This is a genomic window from Streptomyces sp. TLI_55, assembly GCF_900206255.1.
Lineage (GTDB): Bacteria > Actinomycetota > Actinomycetes > Streptomycetales > Streptomycetaceae > Streptomyces > Streptomyces aquilus.
On record NZ_OAOJ01000001.1, the window covers coordinates 7239961 to 7266560 of the forward strand.

Annotated in this window: 20 protein-coding genes; 11 read left to right on the forward strand and 9 right to left on the reverse strand. The window is 71.4% G+C overall.

From position 1 onward, the window contains the following. Positions 1 to 24: 24 nt before the first annotated feature. The 5 genes from CRP56_RS33210 to CRP56_RS33230 all read right to left on the reverse strand — a co-directional run bounded on the left by CRP56_RS33210 (position 25) and on the right by CRP56_RS33230 (position 5988). Positions 25 to 912 (reverse strand): carbohydrate ABC transporter permease, encoded by an 888-nt coding sequence (locus tag CRP56_RS33210; protein WP_097270309.1) that lies wholly within the window; start codon positions 910 to 912, stop codon positions 25 to 27. Next, the gene (locus tag CRP56_RS33215) at positions 909 to 1874 is read right to left on the reverse strand and encodes a carbohydrate ABC transporter permease (RefSeq protein WP_097270311.1); all 966 of its coding nucleotides are present in this window, start codon (positions 1872 to 1874) and stop codon (positions 909 to 911) included. Before CRP56_RS33215 ends, CRP56_RS33210 begins: the two co-directional genes overlap by 4 nt. A 20-nt stretch (positions 1875 to 1894) precedes the next feature. Further along, a complete protein-coding gene (locus tag CRP56_RS33220; RefSeq protein WP_097270313.1) occupies positions 1895 to 3154 on the reverse strand; it encodes an ABC transporter substrate-binding protein in 1260 nt (419 codons plus the stop codon). Positions 3155 to 3336: 182 nt separating this feature from the next. After that, positions 3337 to 4581, reverse strand: a complete 1245-nt coding sequence (locus CRP56_RS33225; RefSeq protein ID WP_097270315.1) for an ROK family transcriptional regulator — start codon at positions 4579 to 4581, stop codon at positions 3337 to 3339. 162 nt (positions 4582 to 4743) lie between these two features. Beyond that, positions 4744 to 5988 carry an FAD-binding protein gene (locus tag CRP56_RS33230; RefSeq protein WP_097270317.1) on the reverse strand — a complete coding sequence of 415 codons (1245 nt, stop codon included), beginning with the start codon at positions 5986 to 5988 and terminating at the stop codon, positions 4744 to 4746. A gap of 116 nt (positions 5989 to 6104) precedes the next feature. Between CRP56_RS33230 and CRP56_RS33235 the strand changes: the two genes are divergently transcribed. The 7 genes from CRP56_RS33235 to CRP56_RS33265 all read left to right on the forward strand — a co-directional run bounded on the left by CRP56_RS33235 (position 6105) and on the right by CRP56_RS33265 (position 14296). Beyond that, a complete protein-coding gene (locus tag CRP56_RS33235; protein WP_097274683.1) occupies positions 6105 to 7112 on the forward strand; it encodes a hydroxyacid dehydrogenase in 1008 nt (335 codons plus the stop codon). A gap of 121 nt (positions 7113 to 7233) precedes the next feature. Further along, the gene (locus CRP56_RS33240) at positions 7234 to 7677 is read left to right on the forward strand and encodes a hypothetical protein (protein ID WP_097270319.1); all 444 of its coding nucleotides are present in this window, start codon (positions 7234 to 7236) and stop codon (positions 7675 to 7677) included. A 221-nt stretch (positions 7678 to 7898) separates the two neighbouring features. Then, positions 7899 to 9218 carry a radical SAM protein gene (locus CRP56_RS33245; RefSeq protein ID WP_097270321.1) on the forward strand — a complete coding sequence of 440 codons (1320 nt, stop codon included), beginning with the start codon at positions 7899 to 7901 and terminating at the stop codon, positions 9216 to 9218. Positions 9219 to 9485: 267 nt separating this feature from the next. Further along, the gene (locus CRP56_RS33250; RefSeq protein WP_097270323.1) at positions 9486 to 10973 is read left to right on the forward strand and encodes a cellulose binding domain-containing protein; all 1488 of its coding nucleotides are present in this window, start codon (positions 9486 to 9488) and stop codon (positions 10971 to 10973) included. 235 nt (positions 10974 to 11208) lie between these two features. Further along, positions 11209 to 12315, forward strand: coding sequence for a ribosome small subunit-dependent GTPase A (gene rsgA, locus CRP56_RS33255; RefSeq protein ID WP_097270326.1), 1107 nt, complete (start codon positions 11209 to 11211; stop codon positions 12313 to 12315). 149 nt (positions 12316 to 12464) lie between these two features. Further along, positions 12465 to 13817: a DNA-3-methyladenine glycosylase 2 family protein gene (locus CRP56_RS33260; protein ID WP_097270328.1), complete on the forward strand. Its 1353-nt coding sequence runs from the start codon at positions 12465 to 12467 to the stop codon at positions 13815 to 13817. Continuing rightward, complete coding sequence (locus tag CRP56_RS33265) at positions 13814 to 14296, forward strand: methylated-DNA--[protein]-cysteine S-methyltransferase (protein ID WP_097270330.1); 483 nt, start codon at positions 13814 to 13816, stop codon at positions 14294 to 14296. The genes CRP56_RS33260 and CRP56_RS33265 overlap by 4 nt, the downstream gene beginning before the upstream one ends. Here CRP56_RS33265 and CRP56_RS33270 read toward each other — a convergent pair. The 3 genes from CRP56_RS33270 to CRP56_RS33280 form a co-directional block, all read right to left on the reverse strand. After that, positions 14270 to 14653 (reverse strand): PPOX class F420-dependent oxidoreductase, encoded by a 384-nt coding sequence (locus CRP56_RS33270; RefSeq protein WP_097270332.1) that lies wholly within the window; start codon positions 14651 to 14653, stop codon positions 14270 to 14272. The two genes, CRP56_RS33265 and CRP56_RS33270, sit on opposite strands and share 27 nt — an antisense overlap. Positions 14654 to 14719: 66 nt before the next feature. Continuing rightward, positions 14720 to 15202, reverse strand: a complete 483-nt coding sequence (locus tag CRP56_RS33275) for a DUF456 domain-containing protein (RefSeq protein WP_097270334.1) — start codon at positions 15200 to 15202, stop codon at positions 14720 to 14722. Between the two features lie 55 nt (positions 15203 to 15257). Beyond that, positions 15258 to 16238, reverse strand: a complete 981-nt coding sequence (locus tag CRP56_RS33280; protein WP_097270336.1) for a helix-turn-helix transcriptional regulator — start codon at positions 16236 to 16238, stop codon at positions 15258 to 15260. Positions 16239 to 16467: 229 nt separating this feature from the next. Here CRP56_RS33280 and CRP56_RS33285 point away from each other — a divergent pair, with 229 nt between their 5' ends. From CRP56_RS33285 to CRP56_RS33300, 3 genes are all read left to right on the forward strand, one after another. After that, positions 16468 to 20142: a S8 family serine peptidase gene (locus CRP56_RS33285; protein WP_097270338.1), complete on the forward strand. Its 3675-nt coding sequence runs from the start codon at positions 16468 to 16470 to the stop codon at positions 20140 to 20142. A gap of 673 nt (positions 20143 to 20815) precedes the next feature. After that, a complete protein-coding gene (locus tag CRP56_RS48585; protein WP_373559771.1) occupies positions 20816 to 22177 on the forward strand; it encodes a protein phosphatase 2C domain-containing protein in 1362 nt (453 codons plus the stop codon). A 27-nt stretch (positions 22178 to 22204) separates the two neighbouring features. After that, positions 22205 to 23947 (forward strand): pyruvate dehydrogenase, encoded by a 1743-nt coding sequence (locus CRP56_RS33300; protein ID WP_097270340.1) that lies wholly within the window; start codon positions 22205 to 22207, stop codon positions 23945 to 23947. On the opposite strand, the gene CRP56_RS33305 is transcribed toward CRP56_RS33300, so the two are convergent. After that, a complete protein-coding gene (locus tag CRP56_RS33305) occupies positions 23944 to 25566 on the reverse strand; it encodes a helix-turn-helix domain-containing protein (protein WP_097270342.1) in 1623 nt (540 codons plus the stop codon). The genes CRP56_RS33300 and CRP56_RS33305 overlap by 4 nt on opposite strands. Before the next feature lie 227 nt (positions 25567 to 25793). Here CRP56_RS33305 and CRP56_RS33310 point away from each other — a divergent pair, with 227 nt between their 5' ends. Next, positions 25794 to 26408 carry a hypothetical protein gene (locus CRP56_RS33310; RefSeq protein WP_097270344.1) on the forward strand — a complete coding sequence of 205 codons (615 nt, stop codon included), beginning with the start codon at positions 25794 to 25796 and terminating at the stop codon, positions 26406 to 26408. Positions 26409 to 26600: the final 192 nt, after the last annotated feature.

Sequence of the window (26600 nt, forward strand, 5' to 3'; positions counted from 1 at the left end):
TCCAGGTCGTTCGGAAAGGGGGTGTCAGCCCTTGATGCCGGTCTGCGCGATCCCCTGGACCAGCCAGCGCTGGAGGAAGAGGAAGACCAGTACCAGGGGCAGGATGGAGATGGCCGTGGACATGAAGATCAGGTGGTAGTTCACGGTCTGGTTGGTCATGTACGCGGACAGCGCGACCTGGATGGTCCAGGCGCTGGGGTCCTGGCCGATGACCAGGGGCCACAGGAAGGAGTTCCAGCCGCTGATGAACGTGATCGTGGCCATGGCCGCGAAGAAGTTCAGCGAGTTGGGCACGACGACCCGCCAGTACGCCCCCCAGTACGAGAGTCCGTCCACGCGCGCCGCCTCCTCCAGCTCCTTGGGGAACCCCAGGAAGTACTGCCGGAACAGGAAGCAGGTGAAACCACTGAACAGGCCCGGGATGATCAGACCGCGGTAGGAGTCCACCCAGCCGAGCGACGACACCAGCACGAAGCTGGGCACGAAGGTCACGGCGGTGGGGATCATCAGGGTGACAAGGACGGCGTAGAAGACCTTGTTGGCGTGCTTGTACGGGATGCGGGCCAGACCGTACCCGGCGAGCGAGCAGATCAGCAGGATGCCGCTGGTGTGCAGGATCGCGACGACCCACGAGTTCCACAGGGCGCGGCCGAAGTCGACGGTCTCGTCCTGGAACGGCTCGGTGATGTTGCCCCACTGGATGTCGGTGGGGAACCACTTCCAGTTCTCGCCCGTGATCTCCGGGTCCGTCATCAGGGCGTTGCGGACGATCAGATAGAAGGGGATCAGGAAGAGCAGGGCGGCGACGCCGGTGGCGATGTAGAGGCCGGTGTTGCCGATGACCCCGCCTCCGCGCTTCTTCTTCGCGGGAGTCGCGGGAGTCTTCCTGACGTCAGGTGCGGTGGTGGTCACTTGGACTCCTCACCCCTTCCGAAGCCCATGATCCTGCCCTGGAACAGCGTGATGACCAGGATGAGCAGGGTCAGGATGACCGCGCCCGCGCTGCCCTGGCCGTAGTCCTGGTTCTCGCCCAGTGCCGTCTTGTACAGCTCGACGAGCGGCGGCTGGCCCCAGGTCGCCTTGCCCAGCAGGTTCCAGAACTCGTCGAAGGCCTGGTAGGCGGCGATCAGCAGGAGCAGGATCACCGCGGTGGAGGTCGCGCGCAGCTGCGGCAGGGTGATGTACCGGAAGGTCTGCCAGCCCGGCCTGGCGCCGTCGATGGCGGCGGCCTCGTACAGCTCGGCCGGGATGTTCTGGAGTGCCGCGAGGAACAGGATCATGTAGAAGCCGGCCTGCAACCACAGCCGCAGTGTCACGATGACCAGCCAGTACCAGGGCGGGTCGGGGTTGGCGAGCCAGGCGACGTTGTCGACGCCGAACCAGCTCAGGATCGTGTTCGCCAGCCCGAAGCGGACGCCGTTGAACATGGACATCTTCCAGATCAGCGCGGCGGCCACGTACGACACCGCGGTCGGCAGGAAGAACACCGACCGGAAGAACGCCTTCATGAACCGGATGCGGTGCACCAGCAGCGCCAGGCCCAGTGAGAGCGCCCAGGTGGTGGGGACGATGAACGCGGCGAAGACGGTGAAGGTGACCAGCGACCCGGTGAAGTCGGGGTTGTCGAGGATCGCCCGGTAGTTGTCGAAGCCGATGAAGCTGCTCGGCGAGACGGTGAAGCGGGCCTCGAAGAAGCTGAGGTAGATGCTCCAGCCCATCGGCACGAACACGAAGACGATCAGGCCGATGAGGAAGGGGCTGGTGAACAGCCAGAAGCTGAGCGTGGCGTTGGCCCGCAGGCCCCGCCGCGGCCGCGCCTTCGCGGGCTTGGCCGGGGCGGGGTGCGCGAGGTCGATCTCGGTGGTGGTCGACATGTCGAGGTCCGTCCGCCGGTCTATCCGAAGAGCTTCTTGAGCTCGGCGTTGACCTTCTTGTCGGCGGCGCTCAGCGCGGCGTCCGGACTGCCGCCCTTGCGCACCGAGTTGGCGATCACGTCGTTGAGCGCGGCGATCATGGACTGCGTCCAGCCGATGTTGTCGAAGTGGCCGTACTCGCTGAAGAGCTTGACGCCCTCGGCCGGCAGACCCGACTTGAGCTTGGTGGCGGACTGGGCGATCGAGGTGCGCGGCGGGATGTGGAAGCCGTAGGAGAGCGCCCAGTCCTCCTGGTACTTCTTCTGGTCGATCCACAGCCACTTGACGTATTCCTTGGCCGCGTCGACGTTGTCGCCCTTGGCGTTGACGAACATCGACCAACCGCCGTTGACGACGGAGAACTTGCCCGCGTCGCCGACCTTCGGGAACGGGAAGATGCCGACGTCGTCGCCGAGCGCCTTCTGGATGACCGGCATGGCCCACATGCCGCACCACTGGATCGCGGTCAGGCCCTGCGTGAAGGCCGACGGGTCCCACCAGTCGGCGGGGGCGTCCAGGAGCAGGTTGCCGCTGGTGAACAGCTTGCGGAGCTGGCCGAGACCGTCGGCCACGGCGTCCGTGTGGTACGCGATCTCGTTCTTGGCGTTGAGGGTGTCCGCGCCGGCCGACCAGATCAGCGGGTTCTGGACGGGGGTGATGTCGTTGCCGAGGAAGGCGCCCTTGACCTTGTCGGTCGTCAGCTTGTTGACCGCCTCGATCAGCTCCTCCAGCGTCTGGGGGACCTCGACCTTGGCCTTCTCGAACAGCGAGGGGCGGTAGTAGAAGAACTGCGGGTCGTCGATCATCCGGACGCCGTATATCTTCCCGTCGACCGTGTGCGAGGCGATGTCGGCCGGGTTGAAGTCGTCCTTGACCGGGTTGACGATGTCGGACAGGTCGGCGACCTGGCCGCTCGTCACCAGCTGAAGCTGCGGGTGGAACTCGAAGACGTCGGGCGCGTTCTTGGTGAGCAGAGCCGGGAACAGCTTGTTCTCGAAGTTGCTGCCGGTGATCCACTGGGTCGTGACGTTGGCGTCCTTGTAGGCCTTGGCGTACCGCTTGATGGCCTGCTCGGTGCCCGCCTCGCCGTACGCGTGGAAGTACTGGACGAGCGTGTCCCCGGAGCCGCCGGCACGGCCGGTGTTGCTGCCGCACGCGGCCAGCGACCCGGCGGCGGCCATCCCCGCCGCGGCCCGGAACAGGGATCGGCGGGACCAGTTGTTGTTGCTCATTGCCGACATGTGACGTCCTTGTCTCGAGTACGGCTGCGGCTCAGCGCCCATGGCTCAAAAGGCGTTGCGGTGCGGGACGTTAACCTTCGGCTAAGGCTTCGGCAAGGGGTTGGACGAAGTCTGTGCGAAGCGTTGTGTGACGTTCGGGATACCGGACATCGCTCCCTGCAGGCCCCTTCGAGTGGCCTGGCTCACTGCCCGTGGCGTGCCTTGGCCCGCGCCGCCGGAATGCGTTTCTGCTGCCGCTGCCCGACCGACTGCAATGCCCCTTCGAGCGCGAACGTGGCCGCGCCCAGGCACACCGGGTCGGTGGGGATCGGGGAGAGGACGATCTCGGTGGCGGCGTTCGGCCGGGGCAGCGCGTGCCGGGCGACGGCCTCGCGCACCTCCTCCACCAGGGGCTCGCCGAGGGCGGCCGCGACCCAGCTGCTGAGCACGACCACTTCAGGGTTGAACAGATTGACCAGGTCGGCGATGCCGGCCCCGAGATAGCGGACGGTGTCGCGGACCACCTTGACCGCCACCGGGTCCCGCTCGGCCAGCCCCCGCGCCAGCGCCGCGATCGTCGCCGTCTGGTCCTCCGGGTGCAGCAGCGGACTGTCGGCGCTCGACTCGCGCAGCGTCAGCATGATCCCGGACGCGCCGACATACGCCTCCACGCAGCCGTTCTTGCCGCACCGGCACAGCCGGCCGTCCAGCACGATCGTGGTGTGGCCCCACTCGCCCGCGCTGTTGCTGACGCCCCGGTGCAGCCCGCCGCCGAGGATCAGCCCGGAACCCACACCGGTCCCGAGGTTGACCACCACGGCGTCCCCGCGCCCGCGCGCCGCCCCGAACCACAGCTCGGCCACCGCCGAGGCCCGCAACGGGTTGTCCAGATAGAGGGGATAGGCGATGTGCTCGGTCAGCAGGTCGAGCAGCGGCACGTCGTGCCAGTCCCAGTTGGGCGCGTACTCCGAGATGCCGGTGGCCCGGTCGACCTGGCCCGGCACACTCACCCCGACGCCGAGGACCCGCGCCCCCTCGATGCCGGCCTGCGCTACCACCGAGCCGACGACCGCGGCCACATGCCCGACCACCTGCTCGGGCCGGCTCTCGCTCGGCCGGACGTCCTCCTCGGCCCGGGCCAGCACGTTCAGCCCGAGGTCGAACAGCTCGACATGGACGTACGTCTCCGCGATGTCGACACCGATCAGCGCGCCGCCCGAGGCGTTGACCGCGACCAGCCCCCGGGGACGGCCGCCCGCCGAGTCCTCGAACCCCACCTCCGTGATCATCCGCAGGTCGAGCAGCTCCCCGACGAGCGTGGCGACGGTGGCGAGGCTCAGCCCGGTGGCGGCCGCCAGCTCCTGCCGGGATGTGGGCGACTTGGCGATGATCTGGCGCAGCACCTCGTAGCGGTTCGCGGTGCGGATGTCACGTGACGTGCGCTTCACCAGGTGGCCCCCCGTCCCTTCGGCTCATGCCGGGACGACGTCGGCACCGGCGCGCGGCAAGGCTATGACCGCCACAGCCGTTCGACAAGGGGTTAGGAAAGGGGCTTTATAAAGTCTGTCGCCCCGCTTTGTCGAAGTCGGTCGCCCGGTACGTCATTGACGTCAGTCGCCCAGTACGTCCCGCACGAAGCCGTTGGCGAATTTACCGCTCGGGTCGAGGTCACGCGCAAGCGCCCGGAAGTCGTCGAGCCGCGGATAGCGCTCCCGCAGCACCGCGCCCGGCGTGGTGAACACCTTCCCCCAGTGCGGCCGCGCCGCGAATCCGTCGAGTGCCTCCTCCAGCCGCCGCACCACGGGCAGCACGGCCGCGGTGTCCTCGATCCAGGTGAAGTGCAGGGCCACCGTGTCCCGGCCGTACGCCGGGCTCAGCCACTGCTCGTCCGCGGCGACCGTGCGCACCTCGCAGGTCTGGAGCACCCCGGCGACCGTCTCCCGGATGCCGTCCACCGCGTGCAGCGCCGCGACGGCGTGTTCGCGCGGCAGCAGGTACTCCGACTGCAGTTCCGCCCCGCTGCTCGGGGTGAACTCGGCCCGGAAGTGCGGCAGTCGCTGGTGCCAGGGGCCCGGCACCCCGAACTGCTCGGTGCAGTTGACCGCGGGCATCCCCGGCACCGGGTGCAGCTTCTCGGTCGCGGGCGCGGCCCAGGGGAACTCGACGAGCGGCTGGTCCACCCGCCGCTTGAGCCACACCTGCCGGAAGCCCGGCGCGCGCCAGTCGGTGAACAGGCTGACGCTGTACGCCGCCGCCATCACCGTCTCGAAGTCCAGCTCCGCCAAGGGGAGTTCGGTGAAGAGGTGCTGTTCGACCTCGTACGACGGCTCCAGGTCCAGCGTCAGCGCGGTGACGACCCCGAGCGCGCCCAGCGAGGTCACCGCACCGCCGAACCGCGGGTCACCCCGCCCGATCGTGACCGTCGAGCCGTCGGCGAGAACCAGCTCCACCTCACGCACCGCGCTCGCCAGCGGGCCGTTGCCCACGCCCGAGCCGTGCGTCCCGGTCGCGACCGATCCGGCGACCGAGATGTGCGGCAGCGACGCCATGTTGGGCAGCGCCAGCCCGTGCGCGTCGACCATGCGGGCGAGTTCCGCGTACCGCACGCCTCCGCCGACCCGCACGGTCCGCGCCGCCGAGTCCACGTCGATCACCGGCGGGAACCCGGCGACGGACAGCAGCGTCCCCTCGGCGCCCGGCTCGGCGATCTCGTTGAAGGAGTGCCCGCTGCCCAGCACCCGCACCTTCGTGCTGGTGGCCACCAGCGCCGCGAGCGTGTCGAGCGAGTAGGGCCGGTGCAGCTCCTTCGCGGTGTACGTGATGTTGCCCGCCCAGTTGGTGACCGTGTCCGTCATGCCTGTCGTCCCTCCACGTGAGTGCGTGTGCGTTGACCCTCTCATTCGCCGCCGCCTACGTTGGAAATCGTTTGCTGTCCAAGACGTCCGAGACGCCCAGCGGGAAGGCCCCTTCGTTGCCCGAGCGCCCCCAGGCCCTGTTCGCCATGACCGCCGCCAACGTCCCGCTCGTCTTCCCGCCGGATGTGCTGGCGCGGCTGCGGGAGTCGGTGGACATCGACGACGGCCTCGTGGCCGAGGACTTCACCGACCCGCGTGTGCGGGAGGTGCTCGCCCGCACCGAGATCCTCGTCACCGGCTGGGGCTGCCCCCGCCTGGACGCGTCCGTCCTCGACGCCGCCCCGAAACTCCGGGCCGTCCTGCACTCCGCCGGCTCGGTGAAGGGCTTCGCGACACCGGAGGTCTGGCGGCGCGGCATCGCCGTCTCCTCCGCCGCCGTCGCCAACGCGCTGCCGGTCGCCGAGTACACCCTCGCCATGATCCTCCTCGCCGGGAAGGACCTGCTCACCGCCCGCGAGCGGCTGCGCGACACCCGCGTCCACCCCGGCTGGGTCGTCGTCCCCGGCATCGGCAACCTGGGCCGCCGCGTCGGCGTCATCGGCGCCTCCCGCATCGGCCGCCGGGTGCTGGAACTCCTGCGCCCCTTCGATCTGCGTCCCGCCCTCGCCGACCCGTACGCCGACGCCGCCCGCGCGGCCGAACTCGGCGTCCCTCTGCTGGAGTTGGACGACCTCCTGCGCACCTCCGACATCGTCACGATCCATGCCCCCGAGACCCCGGAGACCCGCCATCTCCTCGGCCGCCGCGAGCTGGCCCTGATGCCCGACGGGGCGACCCTGATCAACACCGCGCGCGGCGGCCTCGTCGATCACGACGCCCTCATCGCCGAACTGCGCACCGGCCGCCTGAACGCGGTCCTCGACGTCACCGACCCCGAGCCTCTCCCGGCCGACTCCCCGCTCTACGACCTTCCCAACGCGTTCGTCACCCCGCACCTCGCGGGTTCCCAGGGCAACGAACTGGCCCGCCTGGGCGCGACGGTCGCGGAGGAGGCGGCGCGGCTGGGAGCGGGGGAGGGGCCGGCGTATCCGGTGGAGTGGGCGGCGCTGGAGCGCGAGGCCTGAGGGGTGCAAGTGGCGCCCCGTTGCCGACAGGCGCAGGCTGGACGGAGGGGGAAGAGCGGTGGGCGGGGCATGCGGGGGACGTGCCGAGTACTTCGCCCGCCGGACGAGAAGGAAGCCTGCTATGACCACTGTCTTTCTCAGGTGCCGAGGGGAGCTTCCGGGCAACCGCTTCCTCGACGGTCACACCCAGGACGGAACCGTGGGCCTCGCGCCCAACACCGGGCCCCCCTTCAGCGGTACTCGTTGGGACATGCGGAAGATCCAGGGAACACAGGACGAGTTCGTCTTCCGATGCCTGGGAGACGTGGAGGGCAACCGGTTCCTCGACGGTCACACCCAGGACGGAACCGTAGGTCTAGCGCCCGACACCAGCCCGCCGTTCACGGGCACCAGGTGGCGGGCCACCAAGAGCAGCGACAACATCACCACCATCAAGTGCCTGGGAGACATCGAGGGCAACCGGTTCCTCGACGGCCACACCCAGGACGGAACCGTGGGCCTCGCCCCCGGCGTCCAGCCCCCGTTCAGCGGCACCAGGTGGGCGGTCGAGGTGCCGATCGACTAGGAGCCGGCCTGTCCGAGGGCAGCCGCAGCCCCAGCCCCAGCCCGACGCCGGGCCGGGGCTGAGGGGCGGTGTGGTGCCGCTCACGTCCGTGCGGGGGGCGCCGGTCGTCGAAACCCCCGTATCCGGACACATCGCACGGCGCGAGGGGACCCGGTACGCGTGACGGGCGGGCGGGGGCATACCGTGAGGAGTCGAACGCCTTAGCCGGGAGGAGATGACGGATGGGCAGCCGTACCGCGCTGGTCGAAGATCTGATGGAGAGGTTCCCGCATGTACCGCGGGAGGCCGTCTTCAAGGAGGATCTGCTCCGGGGCGGGGTGGCCTTCGACCCGTCCGCCCTCAGCGACAACGAGGGTGGTGAGGTCAAGCCGAAGTCGTACTTCATCTTCTCCTTCGACCACGGCACCCTCCCCGAGCTCGGCGAGGCCGCGCTGCGCCGCCCGCCGGAGGAGATCATCCTCACGGGCGGGCCGTACGACCTGCGCCGCACCGTCGTCTCCGTGCGCGTGAACCCGGCCTCGCCGTACCGCGTCGCCGCCGACGACAGCGGCATGCTCGGCCTCTACCTCGACGGCAAGCGGATCGCCGACGTCGGTGTGCCGCCGATGCCGGAGTACTACAAGCACAAGCTCTCCAACGGGAAGTCCGTGATGGAGGTCGCCCCGACCATCCAGTGGGGCTATCTCATCTATCTGACGGTCTTCCGGGTGTGCCAGTACTTCGGCGCCAAGGAGGAGTGCCAGTACTGCGACATCAACCACAACTGGCGCCAGCACAAGGCGGCGGGCCGGCCGTACACGGGTGTGAAGGACGTCGAGGAGGTCCTCGAAGCCCTGGAGATCATCGACCGGTACGACACCCAGAAGGCGTCCACCGCGTACACGCTCACCGGCGGCGCGATCACCAAGACCGTCTCCGGCCGCGACGAGGCCGACTTCTACGGCCACTACGCCAAGGCCATCGAGGAGCGCTTCCCGGGCCGCTGGATCGGCAAGGTCGTCGCCCAGGCGCTGCCCAAGGACGACGTGCAGCGGTTCAAGGACTACGGCGTGCAGATCTACCACCCCAACTACGAGGTGTGGGACGAGTATCTGTTCAAGATGTACTGCCCGGGCAAGGAGCGCTACGTCGGCCGCGACGAGTGGCACAAGCGCATCCTCGACTCGGCGGAGATCTTCGGCGCGCGCAACGTGATCCCCAACTTCGTGGCCGGCGTGGAGATGGCCGAGCCCTTCGGCTTCAAGACGGTCGACGAGGCGATCGCCTCGACCACGGAGGGCCTGCGCTTCTTCATGTCGCAGGGCATCACGCCCCGCTTCACCACCTGGTGCCCCGAGCCGACGACCCCGCTCGGCAAGGCCAACCCGCAGGGCGCCCCGCTGGAGTACCACATCCGGCTGCTCCAGGCCTATCGCCAGACGATGGAGGAGTTCGGCCTCTCCTCGCCCCCCGGCTACGGTGAGCCCGGCGCCGGCCGCGCGGTGTTCTCCGTGAGCTCCTTCATGGACAGCCTGCCGGCGCAGGAGCCGGTGGAGGCGTAGCCTCTCGAAATCTCGTGAAGATGGCCCGGATCGAGACGTCCGGGCCATCTTTGCGTATGTATCCAGAAGTGACACCAGAAGGATCAGGCGCAACACGCACAACAAGGGCAACGCGACGTGGGCGGTCCTCAACTGCCGGTAACCGGATTTGAATCGCCCGCTTGTCAGTTGTGTGGGACCCGTGAAAAGCTCGTGCACTGCCGCGAGGTTCCCCACAACTCCGTTGCCAATAAGGTGAGTTGACCTCGCTCTGGATGCAGGAGACCGATGCCCGACCTGCCGACCCCCCATGACGCCGCCGAGGCCGCCCTGTTCTCGGAGTGCTGGGACGCGGTCCTCTCCTATGCCGACCTGTGCACGTCCGGGTCCACCGCGGCCAGCCAACTGTCCACGGAGGCCTTCGCGCTCGGCATGCGCGAGGTCAAGGCGGCCGACGCGGGCCCGGGCCGCGGCGCCGGCCGGCGGACGCCCCGGCTGCCGACGATCCCGCTGCTGCTGACCGCGGTGCGCACCACGACGGCCGCCTGGGAGGCCGGCGGACAGGGACACAAGCTCGACCCCGACCTGCGGCTCTGGCTCAACTCCGAGAAGGCGGACCGCTACAGCGGTCCCCCGCTCCAACGCCCGCTCGCCCTGCGCGGGTTGCGCGACATGCAGGAACACGACGCCGACCTGCTCTGGCTGGCCGAGGTCGAGGCGCTGCCGCTGTCCGTGGTGGCCCGCCGGCTCGGCCTCGACCCGGCCACCGTGTCCGAGGAACTCGCCCAGGTGCGCGGCCTGTTCAGGGACCGCAGCCACCGCAACCACCTCGACACCCCGATGGCCGCGCAGTGCCGCAGCTACGCCCGGCTCCTCGACGCGGTCACCCGGTCCGCCGGCGCCGACACCCCCGAGGACCTCTCCCGGCACCTCGCCACCTGTGTGCAGTGCGCGGAGGCCGCCGCCTGTCTGCGGCTGCACGGCGGCGGGCTGCCCGCCGCGCTCGCGGGCGGGGTCATCGGCTGGGGCGGCCTCGCCTACCTGGAGCGCCGACGCCGGGCCGCCGAGGTGCGGCTGGGCGCCGGACGCCCGGAACCGGTCGACGCCGGGCCGCCGAACCCCGGGGCGCAGAAGGCGCGGGTCGTGCGCACCAGCCTCCTCGTCACCGCCGTCCTGGTGTCGCTGCTGGCGCTCGGCGTCTCGATGATGCCGTTCGGCAAGGGCGGCATGAACGACGGCGACGCGAGCCCCGGCGACTCCGCGGACCGTCAGCCCGTCGCGGCCGACCCCGGCACCACCCTGCCGTCCGCGAGCGGCAGTCCGTCGCACTCCCCGACCCCCAGCGCGCACCACACCCAGGGCTCGCCCACCCGGAAGAACCCCGACCCCGAACCCCAGGGCACCACCTCCTCCGCCCCGCAGGACGACGGCGAACCGGCGCCCGGCCCGACGACCGCACGCGCCGCCTGCACCTACAAGTACACGCTCGTCAACCAGTGGCCCGACGGCTTCCAGGCCACCGTCACCGTCACCACCGAGGACGCCCTCGACGACTGGCGGGTCGCCTGGTCCTTCAAGGACGGCCAGGAGGTCGGCGAGATGTGGGACGCGAACTTCTCCCAGAGCGGCTCCCGCGTCACCGCCTCCGCCGCCGACTACAACAAGACCGTCGCGGCGGGCGCCGACCTCGCCTTCGGCTTCATCGCCTCCTGGCAGGGGACCAACTCGCCGGGATACAACGTGACGTTGAACGGACAGACCTGCGCGAAGGCCTGATGAGAGTCCTGATGAGAAGGCCTGATTAATTCGGTTGACGGGGTCGAGGGGGTCCCGGATACGGTGGGGACGTTCCAGCCGGAGGGGCTGGCCGAGTGAGTGTTTTCGAGGAGGTGTCGACCGATGGCTGTCACTGCGACGAGCGCTGCCCGCATCCAGATCATCACGTCCACCTCCGTGGCCACCGGCTGACCTCACTCGACTTCTTTGCCGGGGCCCCTTCGAAGGGTCACCCTTGACTTCCTCCAGCTCCACTTCTTCTTCTGTTTTCTCCGCGCTCGCTCCCTACGGCTGGGACGACGCATGGGCGGCCGAGTTCGCCCCCTACGACGCCGAAGGACTGCTCGCCGGGCGGGTCGTCCGCGTCGACCGCGGACAGTGCGACGTCGTCACCGCCGACGGGACGCTGCGCGCCGACACCGCGTTCGTCACCCCGCACGACCCGCTGCGGGTCGTGTGCACCGGCGACTGGGTCGCCGTCGAACCCGGCGGCACCCCGCGCTACGTACGGACGTATCTGCCGCGCCGTACCGCCTTCGTGCGCTCCACCTCCTCCAAGCGCTCCGAGGGGCAGATCCTCGCCGCCAACGTCGACCACGCGATCGTCGCCGTGTCGCTGGCCGTCGAACTCGACCTCGGCCGCATCGAGCGCTTCCTCGCCCTCGCCTGGGAGAGCGGCGCCCAGCCCGTCGTCGTGCTCACCAAGGCCGACCTCGTCCCGGACGCCGTGACGCTCGCGCATCTCGTCCAGGACGTGGAGACCACGGCGCCGGGCGTGCCGGTGCTGACCGTCAGCGCCGTGGACGGGGACGGGCTCGATGTCCTCACCGCGGTGATCTCCGGCGGCACGTCCGTGCTGCTCGGGCAGTCCGGCGCCGGGAAGTCGACCCTCGCCAACGCCCTGGTCGGCTCGGACGTCATGGAGGTCCAGGCCGCCCGTGACGTCGACGGGAAGGGACGGCACACCACCACGACCCGCAACCTGCTCGCCCTGCCCGGCGGGGGTGTCCTCATCGACACGCCCGGGCTGCGGGGGGTCGGGCTGTTCGACGCCGAGAGCGGCGTCGGGCAGGTGTTCGCCGAGATCGAGGAGCTGGCGGGGGACTGCCGGTTCCATGACTGCGCGCACGAGAGCGAGCCGGGGTGCGCGGTGCTCGCCGCGATCGACTCCGGTGAGCTGCCTGAGCGGCGGCTGGAGAGCTATCGGAAGCTGATTCGGGAGAACCAGCGGATCGTCGCCAAGACCGATGCGCGGGTCCGGGCGGAGCTTCGGCGGGAGTGGAAGAAGCGGGGGGCTGAGGGGAAGGCGGCGATGGAGGTCAAGCGGGGGCGGTGGGCTTAGCGTCTAGTGGGGTGCCTCGTCTGTTGTCCGGCGGGTGCGGGTGGTCTGTGGTTGCTCGCGCAGTTCCCCGCGCCCCTGGGTGACTCATCAATGCCGTGTCTGATATCCGCCAGCCCCGCTCATGGCCAGGACGCACACTGGACAGTGTGATGGACGAAGACACCAGGTACGAAGCCGTGCGCAGCCGGGACGGTCGGTTCGACGGGGAGTTCTTCTTCGCCGTCTCCACCACCGGGATCTACTGCCGGCCCAGCTGTCCCGCCGTCACGCCGAAGCGGCGGAACGTGCGGTTCTTCGCGACCGCCGCCGCCGCTCAGGGCTCGGGGTTCCGGGCCTGTCGGCGGTGTCGGCCGGATGCCGTGCCGGGGTCGGCGGAGTGGAACGTGCGCGCCGATGTGGTGGGGCGGGCGATGCGGCTGATCGGGGACGGGGTCGTCGACCGTGAGGGCGTCGCGGGGCTCGCCGGGCGGCTGGGGTACAGCGCCAGGCAGGTCCAGCGGCAGCTCACCGCCGAGCTCGGCGCCGGGCCCGTGGCCCTCGCGCGGGCCCAGCGCTCGCACACGGCACGCGTCCTGCTCCAGACCACCGAGCTGCCGGTCACGCAGGTCGCCTTTGCCGCCGGATTCGCCAGCGTCAGGCAGTTCAACGACACGATCCGCAGCGTGTACGCCTCGACGCCGAGCGAACTGCGCGCCGCCGCCCCCGGCGCGCGTCGTACGGCCACCCCGTCGGCCGGGGTGCCGCTGCGGCTCGCCTACCGGGGCGCCTACCAGTCCTCCGCCGTCTTCGACGTCCTGGCCGCCGAGGCCGTACCGGGCGTCGAGGAGGTCGGCGGGGCTCCCGGGAGGCGGGTCTACCGGCGGACCCTGCGGCTGCCGTACGGCACCGGGATCGTCGCCGTCGACGAGCGGCCCCGGGGGTGGCTCGACGCCCGGCTGCACCTCACCGACCTGCGGGATCTGACCACGGCTGTGGGGCGGCTGCGCCGGCTGTTCGACCTCGACGCCGATCCGTACGCCGTCGACGAGCGGCTCGGCGCCGATCCGCGGCTCGCTCCGCTGGTCGCCGCCCGGCCCGGACTGCGGTCACCCGGGGCGGCCGATCCCGAGGAGCTCGCGGTGCGGGCACTGGTCGGGACCGAGGAGGCCGAGCGGCTCGTACGGCGGTACGGCAAGGCCCTCGACGCGCCCTGCGGCGGCCTCACGCACCTGTTCCCCGAGGCCGGCGCCCTCGCCCAGGCCGACGGTCCCGTCGCGAGCCTCGCCGCAGCCCTCGCCGACGGTGCCGTACGGCTCGACCCGGGCGCCGACCGCGACGACGCGCAGGCCGCCCTGCTCGCCCTCCCCGGCATGGACGCCGGCACGGTCGCCGTCATCCGCACCCGCGCCCTCGGCGACCCGGACGTCGCCCCGCCCGACCTCGACCTGCCCGACAGCTGGCGCCCCTGGCGCTCGTACGCCCTGCAACACCTGCGCACCGCAGGGGAGTTGGAGCCCCAATGACCCTCTACTGGACGACCGTCGACAGCCCCGTCGGGCCGCTGCTGCTCACCGCCGAGCCGGGCGGCGCGCTCACCTCCCTGTCCGTTCCCGGGCAGAAGAACGGGCGGGTCGTGGACGGGGGTTGGCGGCGGGACCCCGGGCCCTTCCGCGCCGCCGAAGAGCAGCTCGGCGCCTACTTCGCCGGGGAACTCAAGGAGTTCCGGCTGGAGTTGCGGGCCGAGGGCACCGCCTTCCGGGAGCGGGTCTGGGCCGCGCTCGACGACGTTCCCTACGGGGCGACGGTCACGTACGGCGAGATCGCCGCCCGTATCGGGGCATCGAGGATGGCTGTGAGGGCGGTGGGCGGTGCCATCGGCGCCAACCCTCTGCTGATCGTCCGGCCCTGCCATCGGGTGATCGGAGCGGACGGGTCGATGACGGGGTACGCGGGCGGGCTGGAGCGGAAGACCGCGCTACTGACCCTCGAGGGTGTCCTCTAGGCCCCAGCTGTGGATCCGCCGCGGATGGATGCGGATGACCTCCTCGCTGAAGTGCGGGCCCAGTTCGTGCGGGCCGACCAGCAGCTCGGCCTCGCCGCGGATGTCGATGCCCCGCACCTTCCAGGGCCGCAGGCTGACGACGTCGTCGACGACGAGCGCGACCTTCGGGTTCTGCCGCAGATTGCGCCACTTCTTGCTGCGGCCCATCTGGTGGCCGCCGACCAGGATCGTCCCGTCGTCCTGCGGGAAGAAGCCGACCGGGTTCGCCTGTGGCTGCCCCTGTGGATCGACGGTGGCGAGCCGCCCCAACCGCTGCGACTTCAGATACGCGCGTTCGGCCTCGCTGAATTCGGTCATGCGGCCACCCAAACACGTCCGTCTCGCGGGCACATCGGTTCCTGGGACCAGGACCGCGGGCCTAGGTCACCCCCAGATCACCGCCCCCAGCCACGCCCCCGCGATCAGCAGGCACGTGAACAGTTCCGTCAGCACGCTGGAACCGCCCGAGCGCATCACCGTGCGCAGCGCCGCGACCGCCTCCCCGTGCCGGCCGAGGCGGAGGCGTTCATGCAGGTAGACGCCGGCCATGAAGCCGGGGATCGCGCCCAGCACGGGGACCAGGAAGAAGCCCAGGAACGCGCCGACACCGGCGTACACGCCCATCCGCGGGGTCGCGCCGCTCGCGCGCAGCCGGCGCGGTGGCAGCGCCCAGCGCACCACCTGGGACAGGAACAGCACCACGGTGGCCCCCACCAGTACCCACCACGCGACGGGCTGCGGATCCTTCAGCGCCCACCACGAGACCGCGGCCCACACGAGCCACGATCCCGGCAGTCCGGGCACGAGCACTCCGCACAGGCCGAGCAGGAGGACCAGGCCGACCAGCAGGAGGTCCCACACTCCCATGCGTCCAGGGTGCCCGACGGCCGAAGAAACCGCAGGTCAGGAAGGTTAGCCCAGGTCACTGCCGGGCCACCCACCCCCGCTCGTGGGCATGCCACCCCAGCTGCAACCGGGTCGTCACGCCCGCCAGCTCCATCAGCCGCTTCACCCGGCGCTGCACGGTCCGCAGCCCCAGGTCGAGCTGCTTGGCCACGCTCGCGTCGGTCATCCCGGCGAGCAGCAGCGACAGCACCTCCAGATCCGTCCCGTCGGGGGCGTCGGCGTCCTCCTCCGTCAGCCCGGCGGCGCCCAGGCGCAGCGGCAGCGCCTGGTGCCACACCGACTCGAACAGTCCCGACAGCAGCTCCAGCAGCCCGCTCGCGTGCACGACCAGCGCGGCCGGCTCCGCCGTGTGCGAGGTCAGCGGTACGAGGGCCTGGACGCGGTCGGCGACGACCAGCTTGGTCGGCACCCGGTCCACCACCCGCACCTCCTCGTCCCGGCCCAGCGCGGCGGACAGCTCGCTGATGCCGTCCGGCAGATCGAGGACCGACCGCTCGACCACCACCCGGTAGCGCACCCCACGTCCGGCCGCCTGTTCCTCGGCGTCGTTCTCCCCGCCGGAGACCACCGCCGGATTGCCCGTGACCAGGGCGCACACCTCCTCGGTGGCCCCCAGCTGCAACTGCAGGAACCGCTGCGCCACCGCGGCCGCCCCGATCACCACCTCGACCAGATCGTGCACGGCGGGTTCGGCCGCTGCCGCCCGGTACTCCTCGGCGAGCAGCGCCGCCGCCAGCTCCGCCTTGTCCAGCTCGTGCCGCTGCTGGGTGAGCAGCGCGCCGAGCGCCACCCCCGGGGGAGCGGCGACCCAGCGGCCGGGGCGGGCGGAGGACTGGGCCGCGAGTCCATGGCGTTCCAGGCGGCGCAGGGCGCGCTCGGTGTCGTGCTCCGCGAGCGTCAGCCGCCGCGCGAGATCGGGCACGTCGGCCGCGCCCACGGACACCAGCGCCCGGTACGCCGACTCGTGCGTCTCGTCCAGCCCCAGCACACCCAGCATCAACGACCCCTCCCCGGCAGCGCGGTGGCGGGAACCGGCCACGGCGCAAACCCGCCTCGGCACATCATCGCCGCACCACCCGCCCCTCTGCCATCGTGGCGCCACCGCAGCATCAACCACCGTCCGCAAGGCCCGCCTCGGGCCCCTTCGGCCTGCGCGTTTCGCGTACGCGGGCCTGCGGCGACACGGCAGGAGAGCGATCTTGGCGAGAGCGATACGCCGTACGGCGATGGGGGCGGCGACCGCCGTCGTCCTGGCCGTCACGACCGCCGCGCCCACGCACGCGGCCGACCACGACGGGCCGAGACCGCTGACCGGCAGCCGGGCCACCCCCGGTGCCGGCGCCGTCGTCACCCTCGTCACCGGCGACCGGGTCCTGGTGACGAAGGACGGGGCCGTCGCCCTGCCCGGCGAGGACGGCACGACCCCCTTCACCCAGACCCGCCAGGACGGCGACGACCTCTACGTCTATCCCGAGGGCGCGATCGAGGCACTGGCCGCCGGACGCGTGGACGAGGAGCTGTTCAACGTCACCGGCCTGGTCCGGCAGGGCTACGACGACGCCCACACCGACACGCTGCCGCTGATCGCGACGTACGACCGCGCCGTCACCGCCCGCAGCGTCCCGAAGACCCCGCGCGGCGCCGCACGCGACCGGGTGCTCGGCTCGATCGACGGCGTGGCGCTGGACGCGGACAAGGAGAAGGCCGGCGCCTTCTGGGACGACGTCAACCAGGGGTCCCTCAAGAAGCTGTGGCTGGACGCCAAGGTGTCGGCCACCCTCGAACGGTCGACCAAGCAGGTCCACGCTCCCGAGGCCTGGGCCGCCGGTTACGACGGCAAGGGCACCAAGGTCGCCGTCCTGGACACCGGCGTCGACGCCGACCACCCCGACCTCAAGGGCCGGATCAGCGCCTCGCGGAACTTCACCGACTCGGCCGACACCGACGACCACCAGGGCCACGGCACCCACACCACCTCCACCGTCGGCGGCACCGGCGCCGCGAGCGGGGGCAAGAAGAAGGGGGTCGCGCCCGGCGCCGAACTCCTCAACGGCAAGGTCCTCAACGACGGTGGCTACGGCGAGACTTCGTGGATCATCGCCGGCATGCAGTGGGCCGTCGAGCAGGGCGCCGACGTGGTGTCCATGAGCCTCGGCAACCCCGACGAGCGGGACTGCACCGACCCGATGGCCCAGGCCACCGAGGAACTCGCCCGCTCGCACACGAACACCCTCTTCGTCATCGCGGCCGGCAACTCCGGACCCGGCAACAACACGGTGTCCTCGCCCGGTTGCGCCCCGAGCGTCCTCACGGTCGGCGCCGTCGACCGCGACGACTCGACCGCGAACTTCTCCAGCCGTGGCCCGGTCTACGGCGCCCACACCCTCAAGCCCGAGATCACCGCCCCGGGCGTCGGCATCTCCGCCGCCAACGCGGGCGGGCGCGGCGTCTACGCCTACCAGTCCATGAGCGGTACGTCGATGGCGACCCCACATGTCGCGGGCGCCGCCGCCATCCTCAAGCAGCGTCACCCGGACTGGAGTGCCGCCCGCATCAAGGCCGCCCTCGTCTCCGCCGCCGACGCGGACATCCCCGGCGACGTCCGCGAGACCGGCGGCGGCCGCCTCGACGTCAAGGCCGCCCTCGACCAGACGATCCTCGGCACGCCCGCCATCCAGGCCGGCACCTACAACTGGCCGCAGGACCCGAGCGACCGCACGACCGTCTCCGTGCCGTACACCAACACCACCGGCAGAGCGGTGGAGTTGAAGCTGTCGGTGACGGGGGTCACCGGCAACGACGGCTCCACCGTCCGCTCACCCGTGGCCCGCCTGAGCTCGACGTCGGTCACCGTCCCGGCGGGCAAGACGGTCACCGTCCCGCTCCGCGTCGACCCCACGGCCACGCTCAAGCGCGCCCAGTACGGCGACATCACGGGCCGGGTGCTCGCTGCGGCGAACGGCGTCCGCGTCTCCACCCCCTTCTCCCTCTACGTCCAGCCCGAGACGGTCACCCTGCGCGTCAAGCTGATCGACCGCCACGGCGACCCCGCCACCGGCGCCTCCTCCGTCGACGTCATCGGCACCGACGACGCCACGGGCGAGCGCCGCTTCAACGACGGCGCGGTCGACCAGACGTACACGATCCGCCCGGGCAGCTACTTCCTCTCCACCTTCATCACCACCCCCGAGACCGAGGGCACGCTCTACAACTCCCTGTCCTACCTGGCCCGTCCGCAGCTGGAGGTCCGCGGCGACACCACGGTCGTCCTCGACGCCCGCAAGGCCCACCACCTCAGCGTCCGCACGGACCAGCCGACCGAACTCCGGGGCGCCACGCTCGGGTTCGCCCGCTCGTGGGACGGCACCTGGCTGCACGGTGGCACCGCGGCGGGCGGGCGCGGCCTGCGCGGCTACTACTCCTCCGTCGACGGCAAGGCCACCGACGGCACCTTCGAGTTCGACAGCTTCTGGCGCGCCGCGGCCCCGCAGCTCACCGAACTCGCGGTCGTGGGCGGGCGGAAGCTCCACCCGGTGACCGCGTCGACGAACTCCGCGAACCTGGACGGCAGGGGACAGGCGGCGCTCTACGACGCCAAGTCCGGTACTGCGGAGGACCTTTCGGGTGCGAAGGGCAAGATCGCACTCGTCAAGCTCCCGGACGACGGCGGCGCCTCCGAGGTCGCGAACCGCGCGAAGGCGGCCGGGGCCGTGGCGGTCCTCGGCTACCGCGAGGCGCCGGGCCGCTGGTACCCGTCGGCGGGCTTCACCGGCGGCACGCTGCCGGTCCTGGGCATCCCGACCGAGGAGGCACAGGCGCTGCTGGCGTCCGGGACGGACACGACCCTCCGCTGGACGGCCACGGCGAGGAGCCCGTACGTCTACACCCTCGCCTACCCGGAGACGGGACAGCTCCGCAGCGACCGGGTCTACCGCGCCCGCGACCGGGAGTTGGCGGCGACGAAGGCGACGTACAAGTCGATGTCGGGCGGCGCGACGGACCATATCGACCTCCCGTCGATGACCCGCCCGAGCGGCCTGTCCGGCTACTTCGGCGACATCGAGACCGTCCCCGCGCCCTTCACCCGCACCGAGTACCTCACGCCGGGCACGACCGGCTGGGGGCAGCAGTTGTCCAGCAGCTTCCCCTGGGCCGAGTTCATGATCGACCCCGTGCGGTCGTACGAGAAGGGCGAGCGTCGTCAGGAGGAGTGGTACGGCGGTGCCCTCGCGCCGACCGGCCCCCTCGACGACACCGGCACCGAGGCGCTGGCCGCGGAACGTCAGGGCAACCTCATCGGGGTCGCCCCCGCGTTCTACGGCGACGGTCAACACATCGGCGTCCAGGGCAGCTTCGGCGACCTGGGCGGCATGGTCCTGAAGCGGAACGGCGAGACCGTCGGCGACAGCCCTTACCCGTTCGGGGTGTTCACGGTCCCGGCGGAGGAGTCGTCGTACGAACTCACCCTGAACACGGCGAAGTTCGGACAACCGGCCCGCGTCTGGAACCGCACCACGCAGACGACCACGACCTGGACCTTCCGCTCGGCGCTCGACGAGAACGCGTACTCCCAGGGCATCCCGCTGCTCTTCCCGCACTACGCCCTCCCCGAGGACGGCCTCAAGACGCTCCCCGCCAAGGACGGCCAACGCATCACGCTCACCGCGACGGGCCACGCGGGCTACCACCCCGGCGCGTTGACCTCGGTGAAGCTCGCCTACTCCTACGACGGCGGCGAGACCTGGACCGAGGCGTGGACGCAGCGGTGGGGCGGTATCTGGCAGGCCGTCGTCGACCACAGCTCCGCGACAGGAAAGCAGGTCACACTCAGGGCCGACCTGACCGACGCCAACGGCAACTCGGTCACCCAGATCGTGACCCGGGCCTACGACGTGCGCTAGCACGTTAGGGGATCGCGGGCCCGGGTCACTCGGGCGTCGCCGGGCGGTTCTCCCGTGGGGGGTGGGACCGCCCGGCGACCTGTTTCGCACGACCTGCTGATTTTCCGGTTGCCCCGTTTTCATCCGGCCCTCGCGGTGGACAATTAGGGGCATGAGCCATCAGGGGGGAAGGCCCACCGGCCACGAGGACGACTGGTGGGAACAGCTGTACGACGACAAGCCCGAGGACACGGGCCCGACCATGGCCCCGGACACGCTGGACGACAGATACGAGTCGGCAGCGGGAACGGTGAACGGGAGCACGGAGGGAGCTGAGATCCCCGCGCAGGACGCGGGGGACCCGGCGCGACCTGCGGACATTCCCGCGGGGGCTGCGGGGGGCCCTGGACGGCCTGCGGACGTCCCGGCGCAGTCTGCGGACCTCCCGGCGCAGTCTGCGGACCTGCCGGCGAGGCCTGCGGACCTGCCGGCGAGGCCTGCGGATCTGCCGGCGAGGCCTGCTGAGGCGCCTGGACGGCCTGGGGGTATCCCGGCGGGGGCTGCGGAGGGGCCTGCACAGCAAGCGAACGTCCCCGGGCAAGCTGCTGAAATCCCCGCACGGCCCGCGGACCTTCCGGCGCGGCCGGCGGAGGCGCCTGGACGGCCCGCGAACGTCCCCGGGCAAGCTGCTGAAATCCCCGCGCGGCCTGCCGATATCCCGGCGCGGCCGACAGAGGCGCCTGCACGGCCTGCCGACATCCCGGCGCGGCCTGCGGACGTCCGGGGGCAGGCTGCGGAGGTGCCTGCGCGTCCTGCGGATGTCCCGGCGAGGCCTGCGGAAGCCCCCGCCCGGCCTGCCGACCTGCCCCCGCAAGCTCCGGGCAGTCGTGCCGCTGGGGCGGAGCCCACCCGGGCCGCCGACTCCGCGCCGCCGCCCTCGCTGCGGGCAGTCGTGCCGCAGGGCGGCACGGGTGGGCGCAGCGGCACCCCGCCGGCGCGGGCCGGCGAGACCCACCCCCCAGCACCGACCCCGCCCGCTGAGACCCCCATCCGCACCGCCACCCGCCTGGACCTCCCCACCCTCCCCCCACCCCCCGTCACCTACCTCGGCTCAGGCCCGCCCACCTACGAAGCCGAACCCACCGCCCTCCCACCCGCCAACCCCGACGAACTCGACGACCTCGTCGCCGACACCGTCCTCGACGGCGCCCACTACGGCTCCTGCACCCTCCGCGCCGCCTCCGTCCGCGGCGACTCCGCCCGCTTCCGCGGCGAACCCCGCCGCGACTCCCTCCTCACCGCCCGCTTCGGCACCGGCGACCACGCCCTGGTCCTGGTCGCGATGGCCACCGGCGCCCGCGCAACGCCCGGCGCCCACCGAGCCGCCGCCGAGGCCTGCCACTGGATCGGCAGGGCCGTCGGCCGCAGCCACGCCCGTCTCTCCGAGGACATCAGGGCCGCCCGCCGCGGCGACCTCAAGTCCGGCCTGCACCGCCTCACCGACCGCAGCCTCGGCAAACTCCGCGCCAGCGCCGCCGAACAGGGCGTCGACCCGGAGGAGTACTCCGCCACCCTGCGCTGTCTGCTCCTGCCCGCCGACACCGACTGCCGTACCCGCGTCTTCTTCGGCGTCGGCGCGGGCGGCCTGTTCCGGCTCCGGGACGGCGAGTGGCAGGACATCGAGCCGCGCGTCACCGACGTCACCGGCGAACCGGTCGTCGGCTTCGGCTCGCTGCCCGCCGAGACCCCCGAGGGCGACCGCCTCACCATGGACCTCGGCATCCCCACCCCGCCGAGCCCCTACGAACCCGCCCCTGAGCCACCCCGCGAACCGTTCCGGTTCCGCGCCTCGGTAGCCCGCCCGGGTGACACGCTCCTGATGTGCAGCGGCGGCCTCGCGGAGCCGCTGCGCGGCGAGCCGGAGCTGTGCGCGTACCTCACGGGACGGTGGTCCGGCCCCACCCCGCCGGGCCTCGCCGCGTTCCTCGCCGACACCCAGGTCCGGGTGAAGGGCTACGCCGACGACCGTACGGCGGCGGCCGTGTGGGAGGCGTAACCCCGGTCGGTGTGGATACATGGACTCATGGCCAAGCAGAACGTTGCCGAACAGTTCGTGGACATCCTCGTGCGCGCCGGTGTGAAACGCCTCTACGGCGTCGTCGGCGACAGCCTCAACCCGGTCGTCGACGCCGTGCGCCGCAACCGCGCCATCGACTGGGTGCACGTCCGGCACGAGGAGACCGCCGCCTTCGCCGCCGGGGCGGAAGCCCAGATCACCGGCAAGCTGACCGCCTGCGCCGGCTCCTGCGGCCCCGGCAACCTGCACCTCATCAACGGCCTGTACGACGCCCACCGCTCCATGGCGCCCGTCCTCGCCCTCGCCTCGCACATCCCGTCCAGCGAGATCGGCCTGGGCTACTTCCAGGAGACCCACCCCGACCAGCTGTTCCGCGAGTGCAGCCACTACAGCGAGCTGATCTCCAGCCCGAAGCAGATGCCGAGGCTGCTGCAGACCGCCATCCAGCACGCGGTCGGCCGCTCGGGCGTCAGCGTCGTCTCCCTCCCCGGCGACATCGCCGACGACCCCGCCCCGGACAAACCGCTGGAGACCGCCCTCGTCACCACCCGGCCCACGGTCCGTCCCGGCGACGCCGAACTCGACGCGTTCGTCTCCATGATCGACAAGGCCGAGAAGATCACGCTCTTCTGCGGCAGCGGCACGGCCGGCGCGCACGCCGAGGTCATGGAGTTCGCGGAGAAGGTCAAGTCCCCGGTGGGGCACGCCCTCAGGGGCAAGGAGTGGATCCAGTACGACAACCCGTACGACGTCGGCATGAGCGGTCTGCTCGGCTACGGCGCCGCCTACGAGGCCACCCACGAGTGCGACCTGCTGATCCTGCTCGGCACCGACTTCCCGTACAACGCGTTCCTGCCCGACAACGTCAAGATCGCCCAGGTCGACGTCCGTCCCGAGAACCTGGGCCGGCGTTCGAAACTCGACCTCGCGGTGTGGGGCGACGTGAAGGAGACCCTGCGGTGTCTGATCCCGCGGGTGAAGGAGAAGCAGAACCGGCGCTTCCTCGACAAGATGCTCAAGAAGCACGCCGACGCCCTGGAAGGCGTGGTCAAGGCCTACACCCGCAAGGTCGAGAAGCACGTCCCGATCCACCCCGAGTACGTGGCCGCCGTCCTCGACGAACTCGCCGACGACGACGCGGTGTTCACGGTCGACACCGGCATGTGCAACGTCTGGGCAGCCCGCTACATCTCACCCAACGGCCGCCGTCGCGTCATCGGCTCCTTCTCGCACGGCTCCATGGCCAACGCGCTGCCGATGGCGATCGGCGCCCAGTTCACCGACCGCAAGCGCCAGGTCGTCTCGATGTCCGGCGACGGCGGATTCTCCATGCTGATGGGCGACTTCCTGACCCTGGTCCAGTACGACCTCCCCGTGAAGGTCGTCCTCTTCAACAACTCCTCGCTGTCCATGGTCGAGTTGGAGATGCTGGTCGCGGGACTCCCGTCGTACGGCACCACGAACAAGAACCCCGACTTCGCGGCCGTCGCCCGCGCCTGCGGTGCCCATGGCGTCCGCGTGGAGAAGCCGAAGGAGCTCGCGGGGGCGTTGAAGGACGCCTTCAAGCACAAGGGTCCCGCCCTCGTCGACGTCGTCACCGACCCCAACGCCCTGTCCATCCCGCCGAAGATCAGCACCGAGATGGTCACCGGCTTCGCCCTCTCCGCCTCGAAGATCGTCCTCGACGGCGGCGTGGGCCGCATGCTCCAGATGGCCCGCTCGAACTTGCGGAACGTGCCCCGGCCTTAACTCCCGGAGACCCACGTCCGGTTCGAGTAGTCGTACGAGTACTGAGGCAGCTTCTTGTCGCCCGTCGTGCGGAACGGGGTGCCGTGGTCGTCGATGCGGGCGGTGCCGGTGCGGCCCTGCGAGGACCAGTCCAGTTCGAGGTACCAGCTGCAGTCGCAGCCGACGGTCCGCGCGGTGACCAGCAGGATCTCCGGGTCCTCGGCGGAGACGCGGTACGGCATGCGGATCGCCGGGATCTCGTTCTCGCCGTCGTTGCCGGCCTCCGAGCGGGCGATCGGCCGGTCCGCGTCGAGGTCGACGGAGAACATACGGGGCGTGAGCGCGCCGCCGCAGCCGTTGTCCATGGCGTACGAGTTGCCCTGGGCCGGGGCCGCACGCCCGACCACCCGCACCCGGAGCGCGTCGAGGACCACGGCCGTGGAACTCCGCCCCTGCACGGAGATCTGGACCATCGTCTCGCCGCCGTGCAGCGCGCCCTGCGCCGCCGCCCAGACCGCGGCGTCCTGTGCGACCGGCGGCGGGGGCACCTGCGTCGACGGCTTGTCGATGACATAGCGGTGACCGCAGCCCGCGTTCCAGACATGGGAGTTGACCGTCCAGGACAGCGGCACGGCGGCCCCCGGGCCGGCCCCGCCGGTGGGGCTGCCGCCGCCCTTGGCGGACGGGCCGGCGTGCGGGCGGCCCGTTCCGGAGGCGGACGGCGACGAGGTTCCCCGGTTCGGGGAGGCGGACGGACTCGGCTTCTTCTTCGACGCGCTCGGGTCCGGTGACGCGGGAGTTGCCGAGCTGCTGACGGCCGGGTCGGTGGGGCTCACGGAGTCGGCGGCGGAGGAGCGGTCGTCCGAGAGCGCGGACAGGCTGCCGAGCGTGGCGATCAGCGCGACGGCGGCGGCCGAGGCGGCCAGGGTCCGCCGACGCCGGTACCAAGGGCGGGGGCGGGGCGGCTCGGGCAGCCGCAGTTCGGTGACGGGGTCGGCCTCGTCCGCCTCGACGGTCGGGCCGGGGGCCGGGGGAAGCGGCGGCTCGGCGGTCGGGTCAGCGGTCGCCCCGACGGTCGCGTCAGTGGTCGGCTTGACGGTCGGGTCAAGGTTCGGCTTGACGGTCGGGTCAAGAGACGGCTCGACGGTCGGGCCGGCGGTCGGGGCAAGGGTCCGTTCGGCGGTCGGTTCGGCGGTCGAGGCAAAGGTCGGCTCGACGGTCGGAGCCGCCGGGTCAGCGGTCGCGTCGGCGGTCGGTGCAAGGGTCGGCTCCGCGGGCGCCTCGACGCTCGCCTCGACGGCTGGCTCGGCGTCGGGCTCGGCCGGGTCCGGCGCCGGCGTCGGACCCGGCGCTGCCGCAGGCTCCTGCGGGCGGGGCCGCTGGCGGGCCGCCACCGCCAGCAGCCAGCGCCGGTGGAGTTCGTGCCGTTCCTCCGGCGTCGCCCCGCACAGCGCCGCGAACCGCTCCACGGGGGCGAAGTCCAGCGGGACCGTCTCACCGGCGCAGTACCGGTGCAGCGTCGAGGTGTTCATGTTCAGACGGCGGGCCAACTGGCCGTAGCTGCGGTCCGTCCGCTCCTTCAGCCGCGCCAGCAGCGCCGCGAACTCCGCCACCTCGTCTGCGTCGTGCTGCTCCGACACCGTTGTCCCGCCCCCGTTCCGCCGTCCCAGGCACTCGCATACCTGCAGGTCACATGGCCTGGGATGGTTCCACCCGCGCACATCGGCCGGCAGCGGTTGCGCCGGCTGCCTGTGACCGCTGATGCTCTTGGTGTCGCACCGAGCGGACGGACCGACCAACCACCCCGGGCGACACGCTACTTACTCGCACATCTTCTCGCACTCACTCGTACACGGGGGACACAACCATGCCCATGCGCACTCGAGCCGCCGCGCTCCTCGCCGTCGCCGCCACCGGACTCGCCCTCGGCGCGACGCTCGCCTCACCCGCGGAGGCCGCCCCGAAGGCGTCTCCGAAGTTCCTGTCGGCGTCCGAACTGCCGCCGCACCCCTCGTCCTCCTGGACGGCCGGCAAGGTCACCGACGGCGTCCCGGACGGTCTGCTGTCCTGCCTCCAGGACACGATGCCGGGCTACACCTCCCGGTACCGCACCTTCCACACCGACCTCGACACCGGCGCCCTCCAGCTCACGATCGTCGTCGGCGACACCACCAAGGCCAAGGCCCTCGCCACCCGGCTGAACAAGGACATCAAGACCTGCCCCACGCAGCTGGAGCAGGCCGATCCGGAGGTCGAGGCCACCCACCGGGACTACGGGACGCTGGCGGTCGAGGAGGGCGCCCGCGTGCACGGTCTGCACATCGAGGGCTCCTGGGGCGCCTCCGACATCCACCTGCTCTCCGTCGGCCGGGACGGCAAGACCGTCACGGTCGTGCAGTGGGGGCAGCTGGGCGACTTCGCCGACGCGCCCGTGAAGGCGTTCCGCAAGACGACGACCACCGCGGTGAACAAGCTCTACTGAGGCCACCCGAGGAAGCGGTGCCGCCCTCTCGCCACGGGGGTCGGGAGGGCGGCACCCCGTCGCGAGTGCGGTACCGGGCTGGTGAATTCCAGCCACTTTCACCAGTGGGGGGAGGGTGGCCGGCGTGGCGTGACCTGCCGCGCCGGCCGCCCTTTTTGCGGCCGGGTACGGCCTCCCGTGCAGACGCGGATG

Excerpts from the sequence above, each read along its gene's own strand:
- CRP56_RS33280 (WP_097270336.1), bottom strand. The coding sequence starts at position 16,238 with ATGCTGGGTGTGCTGGGGCTGGACGAGACGCACGAGTCGGCGTACCGG.
- CRP56_RS33265 (WP_097270330.1), top strand. The coding sequence starts at position 13,814 with ATGACCCTCTACTGGACGACCGTCGACAGCCCCGTCGGGCCGCTGCTG.
- CRP56_RS33220 (WP_097270313.1), bottom strand. The coding sequence starts at position 3,154 with ATGTCGGCAATGAGCAACAACAACTGGTCCCGCCGATCCCTGTTCCGG.
- CRP56_RS33275 (WP_097270334.1), bottom strand. The coding sequence starts at position 15,202 with ATGGGAGTGTGGGACCTCCTGCTGGTCGGCCTGGTCCTCCTGCTCGGC.
- CRP56_RS33215 (WP_097270311.1), bottom strand. The coding sequence starts at position 1,874 with ATGTCGACCACCACCGAGATCGACCTCGCGCACCCCGCCCCGGCCAAG.
- CRP56_RS33285 (WP_097270338.1), top strand. The coding sequence starts at position 16,468 with ATGGGGGCGGCGACCGCCGTCGTCCTGGCCGTCACGACCGCCGCGCCC.
- CRP56_RS33300 (WP_097270340.1), top strand. The coding sequence starts at position 22,205 with ATGGCCAAGCAGAACGTTGCCGAACAGTTCGTGGACATCCTCGTGCGC.
- CRP56_RS33270 (WP_097270332.1), bottom strand. The coding sequence starts at position 14,653 with ATGACCGAATTCAGCGAGGCCGAACGCGCGTATCTGAAGTCGCAGCGG.
- CRP56_RS33240 (WP_097270319.1), top strand. The coding sequence starts at position 7,234 with ATGACCACTGTCTTTCTCAGGTGCCGAGGGGAGCTTCCGGGCAACCGC.
- CRP56_RS33250 (WP_097270323.1), top strand. The coding sequence starts at position 9,486 with ATGCCCGACCTGCCGACCCCCCATGACGCCGCCGAGGCCGCCCTGTTC.
- CRP56_RS33260 (WP_097270328.1), top strand. The coding sequence starts at position 12,465 with ATGGACGAAGACACCAGGTACGAAGCCGTGCGCAGCCGGGACGGTCGG.
- CRP56_RS33245 (WP_097270321.1), top strand. The coding sequence starts at position 7,899 with ATGGGCAGCCGTACCGCGCTGGTCGAAGATCTGATGGAGAGGTTCCCG.
- CRP56_RS33230 (WP_097270317.1), bottom strand. The coding sequence starts at position 5,988 with ATGACGGACACGGTCACCAACTGGGCGGGCAACATCACGTACACCGCG.
- CRP56_RS33310 (WP_097270344.1), top strand. The coding sequence starts at position 25,794 with ATGCCCATGCGCACTCGAGCCGCCGCGCTCCTCGCCGTCGCCGCCACC.